Here is a 14,290-nt window from a genome sequence, read left to right as displayed (position 1 = left end):
TTGATCAGGAGTCGTTAGCTAAGCATAGATTAATATTAATTATTTATTTTCATCTGATTTAGATCCCCACTTCGCTAACTTATGCAATAGACTGATCAAAGCGGGTAACAAGATTGGGAGCATCACAAAACTGAGTAATACCAATCCAATGATGACAGATATAGCAACTTCAATCAATGTAACTACACCGGAAGGAATCAGGGCAGCAAAGGTACCTCCCAAAATAACAGCGGCAGAGATGACGACTCCTCCGATATTGCGGGAAGCCTCCGTGATTTTATGAACCGGATCACCTTCAATCTCGCGATATCTCATCATGAGGAAAATGCTGTAGTCCACGCCAAGTGTAACGATCATAATCAGACTGAAGAAAGGAACGTTCCAACTCAGATAATCCACGTTAAGCGGCCCCACTACTAACAATTCATTCAGACCAAGCGCAACGTAATACGTCAGGAACAACGAGCCAACAATGATTACGGACTGCCAGAATGAACGAATGATTACCAGAAGAATGAGCCCAATCCCAATCAACATAATCATGGAAGTTCTGCTCAGGTCACCTCCAGCTAATTTTTGTAGATCAAGATTTTGTGAAGGCACCCCACCAAGCGCCACTTTGGCTTCGCTCAAATCCGTACCAACAAGGGCTGTGTTCAGTTGGTTGCTCAGATTTTGGACAACATCCATCGCCTCTTTAGAGTAAGGATTGTCTGTTAAAATGATGGATATTTCCGCAGTCTTCCGGTCATCAGACATATAAGTATCTAACGATGCTTGGAACTCCTCTCCTGTTAATACCTCTTCAGGAATATAGAAACTTTTGGCTGCATCGGACTGTCCCAGACTGCCCAAATACTCCTCTGCATCCCCAAGACCTTTGGAAACATCTGTAAGCCCTTCTGTACTTGCGGTGAGTCCCGATTTCAATTCACCCATCTTCGCTTGCAAATCGTTCAGACCGGTCAATAACTGATTTTGTCCTTGATTAATTTGTACTAGTCCTTTTCCAACTTCAGACGTTTTCCCAGCGATCTGCTTGCTGCCACTTGCACCATTAACCAGACCTGCAGATAACTCTCCGGCTCCACCTTCAAGTTGACCCACACCCGAAGTCACCCGAGTTAAACCTTGGTTAACCTGAGCCAGGGCTTTGTTCGCTTCCTTGAATGAACCCAGAGCACCATTGTACTGCACCATCAGCGGGTCCATCTGTGTGTATAACTTGTTCAGATCGCTTTGAGCCGCCTGGGTAATGCCGATGATTTGTACCGCATCTTCTTCCTGCTGTAACTCAGGATGATTCGTAATGAGTCTTGTCATACTACTTTCGATTTGAGCGTAGGCATCTAGTGCACCCTGAATTGCTGTTTTCATACTATTAAAAGTATCTCTGAACGAGCCTAGTCCCTGTTCAAGATCAGCATATCCTTGATGCAACTCAGTTGTACCTTTAGATAGTATATCTACTTTTTCTCTGAGGGTAGCCAGGCCATTTTTCAATGTATCTGCGCCTTTCCTCCCATCGTTCAACCCGACTGTCACCTGATTCATGGCTTTCCCCAGAGCTGACACTCCTTCTTGCAACTGGCTTGTACCATCAATCAGCTGCTGCACATCACTCAGATCATTGGAAGATTGCAATTGGCCTGCAGCAGAAGATAATCCTTCGTTGATGGTGCCTAATCCATTGTTCGCTTTCCCAATACCTTGATTAAGCTCATCCGCCTGATCATTGATATACAATTCCTTAATTTTTGTTCCGGTTGGTCGGGTAACGCTATAAACTACGGACACACCATCCATTTTGAATACTTTATCCGTCAGATCATCCAGTGCTTTTAAAAACGTTTGGTTATCCATCGACTGCTTGGATTGTACAACCAGTGTGGTTGGGGCAGAGAAACCTGGTGGGTAATGATCCATGATCAGATTAATTCCCTGTTTGGATGTATAATTGTTATTGACCTCAAACAGATCATTATAACTAAGCCGGTTACTGTAGCTGAACAAAAACGGAATGCTGATTACGGCAACAAAAATGATTGCAAGAACAGGTCTACTTGCCGCGTTTCGAGACAAGAATCCCCATAAGCGGCTATCTGCGTGACCTTCAAATTTCCTCGATGGCCAGAACATCTTTTTGCCTAATACAACCATGAAGAATGGATTCAACGTATTGAGGACGACAATGAGAACCGCTACTGCAAATGCCACTGAAGAGGTTGCCTGGTACAACTGAAACTTGGCGAGCATCAGAGCAAGGAATCCGATGAATACAGCAATACCACTATATAACACAGTACGTCCTGCCGTTCTAAACGTCGTTTTGGTTGCGAGAAGTACATCCCCGCCCTGTCTGCTTAACTCTTCCTTAAATCTGGTGTATAACAAAATATTGTAATCCGTACCGATCCCAAACAAAATCACAACCATAAACACTTGGGTAAAGTTAGAGAACGGAAAGTTAAACATGTCTACAAGATGACCCACAATCGCTAATGAAACAACATATGATATACCCACCGTAAGCAGTGAGATAACGGGAATGATCGGTGATCTGAAAATAATAATCAAAATAACGAGGATAAAAATAACCGCGATAATTTCTGTTTTCTGTACCCCATCCTCAATCGATTTGCCAAAGTCATCACCAATCAGATCTGCTCCTGTCAGATATGTATTCACATCTGAGATGGCTGTCGCCTCATTTAACTGACTCACCACTTCCGAAAGGGGAATATCCTCATCCTTAGTGACTGTGATTTGGGTTAAAATCGTGGTTTCGTCCTCGGATATAAGTCGATCAGCTTGCTCTTCACCATCCAGATGGGTTGTGAGCGTCTCTATATTCAGTTGTTTTTCCTGATTTTTCAGGTTGGACAAAACAGATTCGATTTCCGTCTTCTGCTGCTTGGTTAATGCCTGTGCACCTTCTCCACTGTTAAATACAGCGATGATTGAATAGGTATTCCCACTATCCTTATCCATGTCTTTCATCATCGTAGCTGCAATTTGGCTCTGAGCCGTTTCAGGAATTGAAATTTCTCCTTTTTCTTTGACCAGCTGACCAAAATCAGGCATCGTCATTACAGAAACTACGGTAATAAGTATCCATAAAATCAAGGAAAGCGTTCTGGGGTTTCTAAGTTTACTCATACTTTATCCTCACACACCTTATGTCTAGTTTAGGAATGAACGTTCATTCCGTTTGTGTTGTAAAAAAGGCCAATAGAATCAATGGACTCTAATGGCATTCCACAGGCACTCCTCAAGCTGGTTCATTAACTCCGGCGTTGCTTCCAAAAGACCTTTGTTAAAGTGTTCAAACAAATGCATAGAAGCACCGTAGACAATGTTCATTAACGCTTCTGTCGGCAACATAAGAATAGCTCCCTGCTGCTGCCCCTTATGGATGCATTCATTCAGAAACCCCATAAATTCATTGACGCTTTCCTTGCTTTCATCGTGAAAATGCAGTGCATTACCAGTAGAGTTAATAAACTTTAGCCGATCCGGGTTGGACTCAGCGAACTTAAACAATCCACGGAATATATGATGAAACTGCTCACGTACGGAAATGGGTTTATCCGGAAAGCCTTGCCTCAAGGCATCAAGGAACTCCCTGATACTTTTCTGAAAGAGTTCATTCAACAATACTTCTTTGTTCGTAAAATATCGATATATAGTTCCCGCTCCTACCTGAGCCGAATCCGCAATCATCGGCATGGTTGTTGCATCGAACCCCCGTTGGGCAAAAAGCGTTAAAGCAGCTGCATAAATATCATCTTTTTTGCTGCCTTTAGCCATGAATCTATCCCTCCTTATTTCAGGAATGAACGTTCATTCCGTTTATTTTGGTTAGTATAACCTCTTTTCCCCCATCTAGCAAGTCTAATCTAAAGTGCCGTTCTTACTTCAAAATGGTAAACTAATCCTATATCCTGTCACTGGAGGAATTATACCTATGAACATAACGATTCAAGACATTATACAACATCTCACGGAAAATGTTGAGTTACCTGAACACACCGTGGATCAACTGATTACGGGTTCACCCAACCAAACGGTCACAGGCGTTTTTGTAACTTTTATGCCTACACAACATGTGATTGAGCACGCCATAAAGCGTGGAGCTAATCTAATTATCGCTCATGAACCTCCCTTCTATAACCATCATAGCCATACCGATTGGCTGGCTGATGATCCGGTCTATGAAACCAAGAGAACGCTAATCGATAATGGTGGAATTGCGATCTATCGTTGCCATGATGCAATTCACCGCTTTCAACCGGATGGCATTACGGAAGGATTGGTTCAGGCATTAGGATGGTCCCCTTATGTGGTACAGCGTAAACCGGAAGCTGACATTCTATCCTTTCCGGAAGGAATGACAGTTCAGCTTATTGCAGAACATATTAAACGTTCGCTTGGAATCGAATATATACGCCTGGCTGGTGATCCAAGGTTGGTATGCAGACAAGCAGCAGTGCTTGTAGGTTTTCGAGGCAACGGCAATCTGACCATTCCTCTGCTTCAACAGGAAGAGCTGGATCTGATTATCGCAGGTGAAGGATTCGAATGGGAGACACCGGAGTACATACGAGATGCTGTGCAGCAAGGAAAACAAAAGGCTCTTCTTATGATCGGCCATGCCGAGAGTGAGGCTTCCGGAATGAAGCTTTTGTCTGAAAGATTGGCTACAGCTTTCCCGGAATTGCCTGTTCATTTTATTGGTGAGCAACCGGTGTTTCAAGTATTGTGATCTTCAGAATGACGAGCCATCCTGAGTCCTGTCTGGATTTTGTAGAGGGTTTAATGTACTCTAAATGCTATAACTTCTGAGCTGAGGACATTTGTCCTTGGCTTTTCGAGTGGATATATCATTTAATAGAAATCGAAGAAGTAATGACGCGACAAGGAGAGTACAACCATGAGAGGAATTATTTTTGCACTATTAGGCGGTGCATGCATTACCCTGCAAGGGGTTGCCAATACCCGAATCAGTACGGACATGGGCACCTGGCAAGCCGCAACCATTACCCAACTCACCGGGTTCATTCTGGCGGCTCTGATCCTTGTATTCGTGCGGGACATCAACCTGCAAGGATTGAAGCAAGTGAAGCCCATGTACCTGGCGGGAGGCGCGTTTGGTGCAGTGATTATTTTCAGTGAAGTCACAGCAATCCAGCAAATTGGGGTAACTTTTACGATCTCCGCCCTGTTGATTGCACAGCTTTTCCTGACCTTTCTGGTCGACAGTAACGGATGGTTTGGTGTTGTGAAGCAGAAAATGAAACTACCGCAATTTCTGGGTATAGCATTAATGGTTACGGGCGTCATTATTATGAAGCTGTAGCTGGTCGAGTATATAGTCGGGGGTGAAAGACGTTATGGAAGAGTTTCAGAATGAGCATCAATTATTGCACTATTTAAAACAATATCAACTCGAATCGGTATTTCACCAGCCCCTGCGTCCGCATATGACGTTATGCCACTTCGAGAAGTGCGAATTAATCTGCCGTGAAGGCGAAACATCCGAATATTTATATGTGCTGGTCGAGGGGAAAGTCAAAATCTTCACGACCTCACCACAGGATAAAACACTCGTTCTTTGTTTTAAAACACCGCTTGAAGTGGTTGGTGATATTGAGTACGTTCGGGAGAGTAACATCGTGAACACCGTACAAGCGGTCTCACCTGTCGTGATGCTACGCATTCATTATCAATGGTTAGTTGAACTCGCTAGCGATTACGCACCCCTGTTGAAATTTTTACTCAAAATTATTTCCCACAAGTTTTACATTGATTCGAACTTCTCCAACTTCAACCTGATGTATCCGGTCGAGGTTCGATTAGCCAGCTATCTGCTCTCCATCTCTACCGAAGAAGCGGGGACTGTTGTCCACGAAGAACTGGACGCCTTTAATTTGACAGATATCGCGAATCTGATCGGTACGAGTTATCGGCATTTGAATCGGGTGATTCAGAAGCTGTGTGCAGATGGATTAATCATGCGGGATCAGGGCTTTATTATGGTCAAAGATCGGGCAGGTCTGGCAGAAGTGGCGGGTCACAACATCTATGAATAAGGAGATCTCTATCCTATGATCATTACAGGTATTTTACTAGCGTTACTGGCAGGTTCTCTTGTCAGTCTGCAGACCATCTTTAATAGTAAGGTAAATGAACGTACCGGCTCGTGGTCCACGACAACGATGGTGCTTTTCACCGGGTTTATTGCATCGTTTCTGATTTCTCTAGTGGTGGAGGGCAAAAATACGTTCAGCTTCCAACATATGCAGCCCTGGTATTGGCTTAGCGGAGCCATCGGTGTTGGGGTGGTCTTCTGTCTCGTTCAAGGGATGAAGCTGCTCGGTCCCACATTTGCGATCTCCATCGTACTTACATCCCAGTTAAGTTTCGCCTTGCTGTTTGATTCCATGGGATGGCTTGGACTGGAGCAGATCCCATTCTCGTGGAACCAGCTTCTTGGCGTTCTTGTCATCGTGGGCGGTATCGTGTTGTTCAAGTTTGGCGGTAGCAAATCGGCAAAATCGAAAAAATCTCCTGGTGCATTGCAATCCGATTCATAGGAGAACAATAAAAAGAGTGTCTGTCCAATCCGTTGATTGGCTAGACACTCTTTTTGGCAATCGAATCACGTTTCGCTTAATTCGTGTAATTCGCTTAAACGAACTCTACGTTGTGATACACTTGCTGAACATCTTCAAGGTCTTCAAGCGCATCAATCAGTTTCTCGAACTGAGCTTGTGCATCCTCTGGAAGTTCAATATGGTTTTGCGCAAGCATCGTCAGCTCGGCTACGGTAAACTCAGTAACACCGGCAGCTTTAAATGCTTCCTGTACAGCGTGGAATTGATCCGGTTCTGCATATACGATCACAGCATCGTCTTCGTCCACGATATCACGTACATCCACATCTGCTTCAAGCAGAAGTTCCAGTACTTCCTCGGAGTTTTTGCCTTCTACCCCGATTACCGCTGTAGGATCAAACATATAAGCAACTGAACCACTCACACCCATATTGCCCGCGTTTTTGTTAAATGCCGAGCGCACTTCCGGTGCAGTACGGTTCACATTATTGGTGAGGGCATCCACGATAACCATGGCACCATTGGGCCCGAATCCTTCATAACGCAGTTCTTCATAATTTTCGTCCCCGCTGCCTTTTGCCTTTTCCATGGCACGGTCAATAATTGCTTTGGGTACGTTATACGTTTTGGCACGTTCCAGCACGACTTTCAGTGCGCGGTTCGCTTCCGGGTCCGGTTCGCCCTTCTTGGCAGCTACATAAATCTCAACGCCGAATTTAGCATAGACCCGGCTAGTATTTGCATCTTTTGAAGCTTTTTTTTCTTTAATATTATTCCACTTACGACCCATATCGTTTCCGCTCACTTTCAACATATAATCTGCTTTCTACTTTGTCATTATATCTTGTTGGGCGTACTTCAACAAGTTTAGACTCACGAAAAAATGGTAAAAGACAAGTTGATTTCACCTTACCACGTTCAGAAATCCCAAAGAGAAACGATCCAAAAACGCCAAAGAAGCAATTCCCTAGGGAATGCTTCTCTTCACGAATTCATCTAATTAGGCATGAAACTGTTGACCGTCCAGCACTTCAGGCACATAACCGGCACGAATGACGAAATCTCCAAAATGCTCACCATCATTGCGCTCTTTGGCATATTGATTCACCATTGGAGTCAATGTATCCAAAATTTCGGTTTCGCCAATATTTTCTTTGTACAACTTGTTCAAGCGATGCCCGGTAAAACTTCCACCGAGATACATATTGTATTTTCCCGGAGCTTTGCCGATAAACGAGATCTCAGCCAGCATCGGTCTCGCGCAGCCGTTCGGGCAACCCGTCATACGAATGACAATCTCTTCGTCTCTCAGCCCCGCTTCGTCCAGTACAGGCTCCAGCTTGTCGATCAGTGATGGAAGATAACGTTCGGATTCCGCCATGGCAAGACCACAAGTCGGAAGCGCCACGCAAGCCATAGAACTTCTGCGAAGCGCCGAGTAATGAGCACCATCGGTCAGATTGTATTGCTCAATCAGTGCCTCAATCTTTTTCTTCTTCTGGCTGCTGATGTTCCCGATCATGAGATTCTGATTGGCTGTGAGACGGAAATCTCCAGTATGGATTTTGGCAATTTCACGCAGACCTGTCATGAGCGGATAACCGTCCACATCCTTCACACGTCCATTTTGAATGAACAAGGTGTAGTGCCATCTGCCGTTGCTGCCTTTCACCCAACCGTAACGATCTCCATTATGTTCAAAATGAAACTCGCGCGCCGCATCCAGCTTCCAGCCGAGACGACTCGTCAGTTCTTCCACAAACCAGGCGAGGCCGCGGTCATCGATTGTATATTTGAAACGGGCATGCTTACGTACTGCACGATCCCCATAATCACGTTGAATCATAACCGTCTTCTCCGCAACATCAATCATTTGCTCTGGTGTACAGAAACCAATGACTTTGGACACCTGCGGATAAGTCTTCGGATCACCATGAGACATGCCCATACCACCGCCGACAGAAACGTTAAAGCCTTGCAGCTTGCCGTTCTCTACAATAGCGATAAACCCGAGATCCTGCGAAAACACATCTACATCATTGGATGGTGGAACGGCAATCCCAATTTTGAACTTACGCGGCAAATACACTTTGCCATAAATCGGTTCTACCTCTTCATCTGTGTCTTGTGAATCGATAATTTTCTCTCCATCCAGCCACAACTCATGATACGCACGAGTCCGTGGATCCAGGTGATTACTCACCTGGCATGCCCATTCATATACTTCAGCATGAATATCTGATTGGTCCGGATTCGGATTACACATGACGTTCCGATTGACGTCACCACACGCAGCAAGAGTGCTGAGCAACGAGTCGTTTACTTCACGGATGGTATTTTTGAGGTCCCATTTGAGCACACCATGCAGTTGAAATGATTGGCGCGTCGTCAGACGAATGGTCTCATTCGCATATTTATGCGCTACACGATCCATCATCAACCACTGTTCGGGTGTAACAATTCCTCCGGAAGCACGCACACGCAACATGAATTGATAGGCAGGCTCCAGCTTGGATTTATTCCGCTCATTACGCAGGTCACGGTCGTCTTGCATATAACTGCCGTGATGTTTCATCAGACGGTTATCGTCCTCAGGAATCGCACCACTGATCCGATCCGCCAGCGTTTCAGTCAGACTTCCACGCAAGTAGTCACTTTTGATCTTTATATCTTCCACATCACTGTTCGTGCGCTGCGGGTTAAGTAAGTTATTATAAGTCATGCTGCTATCTCCTCTCGTATCTCCGGGATGCCTTATCCGGCATATGATCTGTAATTAATACACATCCCGCTGATAACGTTTTTCCTGTTGCAACCGTGTCAGATATTCCGCTGCCTGTTCAGGGGTTAGGCCACCCTCTTGTTCAAGAATGGTCGCGAGTGCAGCATGAACATCATGTGCCATTCGTTTCTCGTCACCACAGATATATATAACTGCACCTTCCTGTAACCATTGATACAGCTCTTTGCTATGTTCCAGCATCCGATGCTGCACATATACTTTCTCTTCTGCATCACGGGAAAAAGCGACATCCATCTTCGTAAGAACGCCGTCCTTGAGCCAGCGCTGCCATTCGGTCTGATAGAGGAAATCGGTGGAGAAATGCTGATCGCCGTAGAACAGCCACGTCTTGCCTTCTGCACCCGTCTCTTCACGCTCTCCAAGGAAAGATCTGAACGGAGCTACACCTGTACCTGGTCCAATCATGATGATTGGAGCATCTGGGTTCTCCGGCAGTTTGAAGTTTGGATTTTGCTGAATGAATACAGGTAATGTATCACCTAATTCGACTCGTTCAGCCAGATGAACAGAGCATACACCATAGCGCTCTCTACCACGTGATTCATAACGTACTGTTCGAACGGTAAGATGAACTTCATCCGGGAAAGATTTCGAACTGCTTGCGATCGAATATAGACGTGCCGGGATTTTGCGAAGCACAGCTACGAACGATGCAGCCGGAATACCTTTAAGCCCATAATCCTGTACCAGATCCAGCAAATCACAACTGTTCATGACTTTCCTGAATTCCGAATCATCTGCGAGCAGAGCGGGCAACCCGCTACCCGGGCTCAGCTTTGCCAGCTGCTCCACAACGGGTCTTGTGACAGCAGTAATTTCGAAGTAACGCAATAACGCTTCACGTACAGAAACCTGGTCTCCACTTTTATTAACCGTGACGCGCTCATCTGCATTCCATTCCATGGCTGCAATCAGCTCATCGACCAGGCGTGGATGATTCTCAGGGAATACACCGAGGCTGTCGCCCGGTTCGTAGTCCAGATTGGAGCCCTCCAGAGACAATTCAATATGACGTGTCTCACGGTCCGATCCTCTGCCGTTCAGGTTAAGATTTTCCAGCACTTCCGCCTTGTATGGATTCGTCCGGTTGAACTCAGATTCACCGCTACTTACTGCGGCTCCAACCGCTTCACTGGTTACCACTCCCGTAGCAGCCGGTGTGCTGCTAAGTGAAGCAAGCACATCATTCATCCACTCTGCAGCCGCTTCATCAAAATCAACATCACAGTCCACACGTGGTACAAGCGCTGTTCCGCCAAGCTCCTGCAAACGAATGTCAAAATCCTTTCCTGTCTTACAGAAGTACTCATACGAAGTATCTCCCAAAGCCAATACGGAGTACCGTAATCCATCAAGCTTCGGAGCCCGTTTGCTATGTAGGAATTCATGCAACGGAATCGCATTATCCGGCGGTTCGCCTTCTCCATGTGTGCTGACAATAATGAGAAGATTCTCTACTTTTTTCAGTCCGTTCGGTTTGAAATCTCCCATTGACGACAGGGTCACCTGAAGCCCCTGCTCTTCCAGCTTTTTCGCCAGTTTCTTGGATAGTCCACTGGAGTTCCCGGTTTGTGATCCAAAGAGTACCGTAACTTCCCTGGACACCGCAACAGGTGCACTTTCAGGAGTAATACCTGCTGAAGATGCAGGCTGTTGTTCCACACCAGCAGGTGCAGCTACAGCCGCAAATCCCTGAATGGCTGTCAGATATCCGCTAAGCCACGTTTTCTGTCCATCGTTCAATGTAGGAATAAGGCGATTGAGCAGCTCAACCTGTTCCTGATTAAAAGGGCTGTTTGTCACTTGAAGTTCCACCATTTGCCACCTCGCGCATTACGTCAATTTTAATTCCTACTAAAATGATCATATTAATTTCTACTCTCTTGAACCTACCATACCCAATGGTAGGGGTCAATTTCGATGATTTTATGGTATTTATCAGTTTCACTGATAAAGGACAAAAAAACAACAATACCCTCCTCCTCGATTCAGGAAGGTTTTTGTCGTTTTTTTGATTTGGGAGCAGTTTAGTTCAAAGTCGAAAGCGGAATATATTCGCTAAAATGATTCTCCAGCACTTTGTTTTTATCTCCATATACTCTGTCCAGATGATTCTCTCCCCACATACAGATGCGGTCGATGATTGCCTGCAGTGTCAAGCCATACTCGGTCAGCTCATACTCTACTTTGGGTGGAATCTGGGGATGAATAATTCGATGGATGATTTCATTCTTTTCAAGATCACGCAGCTGCTGGGTAAGGACCTTCTGAGTAATGCCAGGGATGGCTCTGCGAAGTTCACTTGTTCGTTTTTTACCTGTTATCAGTTGATGCAGAATAAGAATCCTCCATTTTCCTCCGACCAGTTCCAGCATCGCCTGCACACCACTCTCATATCTTTTCAGTTCCTGTTCCACTGGTAATCCCCCTTAAATCACATAAATGTATATCCATTATTAAAAGTAACCGAAGAACCTCAAGGTATCTACAGCACTCGAAGGTGCGTACTTCTCAATAAGATGTCATGAAACTTATAATAACATTGGTCAGAACGTCAAACCAAAAAATGAAGGAAAAAGGATGGTCACTCATACATGAAAATTAAACTGGTCGTTACTCACCCAAGACAGGATTCTCTAACATTTGCCGTGATGAATCGTTTTATAGAAGGTCTGAAGGAGAATCACCATGAAATTGATATCCTTGATCTGTATCATGATGGATTCGATCCGTTATATAGCGTAGAAGATGAGCAAGATTGGCAAAATCCCGATAAGCAGCATGCCCCTGTGATTCGCAAAGAGCTGGATCGCGTGCTCGCGGCTGATGCCATTGTATTTATTTTCCCGGTATGGTGGTACAACGTTCCTTCCATGCTCAAAGCTTATCTGGACAAGGTATGGAACATGGGGCTGCTGAACAAAGCAAACTCCAAAAAGGCACTCTGGATTGCACTAGCTGGAGGAACGGAGGCTTCATTCCATAAATACGAATATTTCAACATGATTTCGAATTATCTGAATAATGGGATCGCTGGTTATGCAGGATTGCAGGAATCCCGAGTCGAGTTTCTCTATGAAACCATATCCGAATCCAAAACGCATATTGAAGGCTTGCTGGAGCAAGCGTATCAAATTGGCAGACATTACAAGTAACCTCTGCAACGCAAAAAGACAGCGTCCATTTAACCTTGGCGCTGTCTTCTGTATGCTTGTTCATGTTTCTTCTAGTGCAGGCACTAAAATTAAAATACCTTCGTTGTCCACGACTCACAATTCCATGTCTCCGTAACCACATCACGATAGAATTCAGGTTCGTGAGAGATCAGTAGAATGCTGCCTTTGTATGCTTTGAGTGCGCGTTTCAACTCTTCCTTCGCATCAACGTCCAAATGGTTCGTCGGCTCATCGAGTACGAGCAGATTTGTTTCGTTATTGATCAGTTTGCAGAGACGAACTTTGGCTTTCTCGCCACCGCTCAGTACCGCAACCTTGCTCTCAATATGCTTGGTAGTCAGTCCGCATTTTGCGAGTGCAGCACGCACTTCAAATTGGGTATAGGAAGGGAACTCCTGCCAGATCTCTTCGATACAGGTATTGTAGTTGGCATCCTTCATCTCTTGTTGGAAATATCCAATCTCCAGATGTTCACCGCGCTGAACGGTTCCTTCCAAAGCTGGAATCTCACCCAGAATGCTGCGCATCAGGGTTGTTTTACCGATACCATTCGCACCAACGAGAGCGATCTTCTGACCACGCTCCATACGCAGGTCCAGTGGTCTCGACAACGGCTCATTGTATCCAATGACAAGGCCTTTTGTTTCGAAAATGAGCTTACCGGACGTTCTTGCATCACGGAAGTTAAACTGTGGTTTCGGTTTTTCCTTGGCGATTTCGATGACATCCATCTTGTCCAATTTCTTCTGTCTGGACATCGCCATGTTGCGTGTAGCCACACTTGCCTTATTACGGGCCACAAAATCCTTGAGATCAGCAATTTCCTGTTGTTGACGCTTATACGCCGACTCCAGTTGCTGTTTTTTCATCTCATGGACTTCCTGGAAATGACTATAATCGCCCACATAACGGGTGAGATCCTGATTTTCCATGTGATAGATCAAGTTAATTACACTGTTCAGGAACGGGATATCATGCGAGATCAGAATAAAAGCATTCTCATATTCCTGCAAATAGCGTTTCAGCCATTCGATATGCAATTCATCCAGATAGTTCGTAGGCTCATCCAGGAGCAGAATATCCGGTTTTTCAAGCAGCAGCTTGGCGAGCAATACCTTCGTACGTTGTCCACCACTAAGGTCGTTAACGTCCTTATCCAGACCGATATCGGTTAGACCCAGACCGCGTGCTGTCTCGTCGACTTTGGCATCGATCATGTAGAAATCCTGGTTAGTCAGCGTATCCTGAATCGTACCTACATCCTCCAGCAGCTGTTCCAATTCCTCCGGAGTTACATCGCCCATCTTGCCATACATATCATTCATTTCTTGTTCCATGTCAAACAAATACTGGAATGCTCCACGAAGGACATCACGAATGGATTGTCCCTTGCTGAGCACAGCGTGCTGATCCAAATATCCGACACGCATACGTTTGGACCACTCCACTTTACCTTCATCTGGCTGGAGTTTGCCAGTAATAATGTTCATGAAGGTAGATTTCCCCTCACCATTGGCCCCGATCAGACCAATATGTTCGCCTTTCAGGAGGCGGAAAGAAACGTTGTTAAAGATAGCACGGTCACCAAAACCGTGACTTAATTTTTCGACATTTAATATGCTCATTCATGACACCTTTTCTATATAGACTTAATTCTTTGTATATTATAAGCGTTATATCATGCACAACTCAAC

General features: G+C 45.1%; 12 protein-coding genes. 5 read left to right on the top strand and 7 right to left on the bottom strand.

What is annotated here, in order from left to right; all coding sequences use genetic code 11:
* Positions 1 to 39: 39 nt before the first annotated feature.
* Both BUA17_RS03570 and BUA17_RS03565 read right to left on the bottom strand, forming a co-directional pair.
* Positions 40 to 3,159 carry an MMPL family transporter gene (locus tag BUA17_RS03570; RefSeq protein WP_072732620.1) on the bottom strand — a complete coding sequence of 1,040 codons (3,120 nt, stop codon included), beginning with the start codon at positions 3,157 to 3,159 and terminating at the stop codon, positions 40 to 42.
* 78 nt (positions 3,160 to 3,237) lie between these two features.
* Positions 3,238 to 3,810 (bottom strand): TetR/AcrR family transcriptional regulator, encoded by a 573-nt coding sequence (locus BUA17_RS03565; protein ID WP_063563484.1) that lies wholly within the window; start codon positions 3,808 to 3,810, stop codon positions 3,238 to 3,240.
* A gap of 157 nt (positions 3,811 to 3,967) precedes the next feature.
* Between BUA17_RS03565 and BUA17_RS03560 the strand changes: the two genes are divergently transcribed.
* The 4 genes from BUA17_RS03560 to BUA17_RS03545 all read left to right on the top strand — a co-directional run bounded on the left by BUA17_RS03560 (position 3,968) and on the right by BUA17_RS03545 (position 6,596).
* Entirely contained in the window at positions 3,968 to 4,765 is a 798-nt protein-coding gene (locus BUA17_RS03560) for a Nif3-like dinuclear metal center hexameric protein (RefSeq protein WP_072732619.1), read from the top strand.
* A 168-nt stretch (positions 4,766 to 4,933) separates the two neighbouring features.
* Complete coding sequence (locus BUA17_RS03555; protein WP_024633836.1) at positions 4,934 to 5,359, top strand: DMT family transporter; 426 nt, start codon at positions 4,934 to 4,936, stop codon at positions 5,357 to 5,359.
* Between the two features lie 34 nt (positions 5,360 to 5,393).
* Positions 5,394 to 6,092, top strand: a complete 699-nt coding sequence (locus BUA17_RS03550) for a Crp/Fnr family transcriptional regulator (protein WP_063563482.1) — start codon at positions 5,394 to 5,396, stop codon at positions 6,090 to 6,092.
* An 18-nt stretch (positions 6,093 to 6,110) separates the two neighbouring features.
* On the top strand, positions 6,111 to 6,596 hold the full coding sequence (locus BUA17_RS03545) for a DMT family transporter (protein ID WP_063563626.1): 486 nt from the start codon (positions 6,111 to 6,113) through the stop codon (positions 6,594 to 6,596).
* Positions 6,597 to 6,690: 94 nt separating this feature from the next.
* Here the strand turns inward: BUA17_RS03545 and BUA17_RS03540 are convergent, their stop codons facing one another.
* The 4 genes from BUA17_RS03540 to BUA17_RS03520 all read right to left on the bottom strand — a co-directional run bounded on the left by BUA17_RS03540 (position 6,691) and on the right by BUA17_RS03520 (position 11,837).
* Positions 6,691 to 7,407, bottom strand: coding sequence for a YebC/PmpR family DNA-binding transcriptional regulator (locus BUA17_RS03540; protein WP_064640900.1), 717 nt, complete (start codon positions 7,405 to 7,407; stop codon positions 6,691 to 6,693).
* Between the two features lie 210 nt (positions 7,408 to 7,617).
* On the bottom strand, positions 7,618 to 9,339 hold the full coding sequence (cysI, locus tag BUA17_RS03535) for an assimilatory sulfite reductase (NADPH) hemoprotein subunit (protein ID WP_063563481.1): 1,722 nt from the start codon (positions 9,337 to 9,339) through the stop codon (positions 7,618 to 7,620).
* A 54-nt stretch (positions 9,340 to 9,393) separates the two neighbouring features.
* Positions 9,394 to 11,235 carry an assimilatory sulfite reductase (NADPH) flavoprotein subunit gene (locus tag BUA17_RS03530; RefSeq protein ID WP_072732618.1) on the bottom strand — a complete coding sequence of 614 codons (1,842 nt, stop codon included), beginning with the start codon at positions 11,233 to 11,235 and terminating at the stop codon, positions 9,394 to 9,396.
* 212 nt (positions 11,236 to 11,447) lie between these two features.
* Positions 11,448 to 11,837, bottom strand: coding sequence for a winged helix-turn-helix transcriptional regulator (locus BUA17_RS03520; RefSeq protein WP_072732616.1), 390 nt, complete (start codon positions 11,835 to 11,837; stop codon positions 11,448 to 11,450).
* Between the two features lie 177 nt (positions 11,838 to 12,014).
* On the opposite strand from BUA17_RS03520, the gene BUA17_RS03515 reads away from it, so the two are divergent.
* On the top strand, positions 12,015 to 12,575 hold the full coding sequence (locus BUA17_RS03515) for an NAD(P)H oxidoreductase (protein ID WP_072732615.1): 561 nt from the start codon (positions 12,015 to 12,017) through the stop codon (positions 12,573 to 12,575).
* Positions 12,576 to 12,664: 89 nt separating this feature from the next.
* Here the strand turns inward: BUA17_RS03515 and BUA17_RS03510 are convergent, their stop codons facing one another.
* Positions 12,665 to 14,221, bottom strand: coding sequence for an ABC-F family ATP-binding cassette domain-containing protein (locus tag BUA17_RS03510; protein ID WP_063563476.1), 1,557 nt, complete (start codon positions 14,219 to 14,221; stop codon positions 12,665 to 12,667).
* Positions 14,222 to 14,290 lie beyond the last annotated feature (69 nt).

The sequence above is a fragment of the Paenibacillus sp. ov031 genome, assembly GCF_900143165.1.
Lineage (GTDB): Bacteria > Bacillota > Bacilli > Paenibacillales > Paenibacillaceae > Paenibacillus > Paenibacillus marchantiae.
The sequence above is the reverse complement of the archived record's forward strand: the minus strand, read 5'-3'. Positions and strand labels throughout refer to the sequence as shown.

Coding starts and splice junctions, on each gene's coding strand:
- BUA17_RS03555 (WP_024633836.1), top strand. CDS start 4,934: ATGAGAGGAATTATTTTTGCACTATTAGGCGGTGCATGCATTACCCTG.
- cysI (WP_063563481.1), bottom strand. CDS start 9,339: ATGACTTATAATAACTTACTTAACCCGCAGCGCACGAACAGTGATGTG.
- BUA17_RS03570 (WP_072732620.1), bottom strand. CDS start 3,159: ATGAGTAAACTTAGAAACCCCAGAACGCTTTCCTTGATTTTATGGATA.
- BUA17_RS03560 (WP_072732619.1), top strand. CDS start 3,968: ATGAACATAACGATTCAAGACATTATACAACATCTCACGGAAAATGTT.
- BUA17_RS03565 (WP_063563484.1), bottom strand. CDS start 3,810: ATGGCTAAAGGCAGCAAAAAAGATGATATTTATGCAGCTGCTTTAACG.
- BUA17_RS03515 (WP_072732615.1), top strand. CDS start 12,015: ATGAAAATTAAACTGGTCGTTACTCACCCAAGACAGGATTCTCTAACA.
- BUA17_RS03510 (WP_063563476.1), bottom strand. CDS start 14,221: ATGAGCATATTAAATGTCGAAAAATTAAGTCACGGTTTTGGTGACCGT.
- BUA17_RS03540 (WP_064640900.1), bottom strand. CDS start 7,407: ATGGGTCGTAAGTGGAATAATATTAAAGAAAAAAAAGCTTCAAAAGAT.
- BUA17_RS03550 (WP_063563482.1), top strand. CDS start 5,394: ATGGAAGAGTTTCAGAATGAGCATCAATTATTGCACTATTTAAAACAA.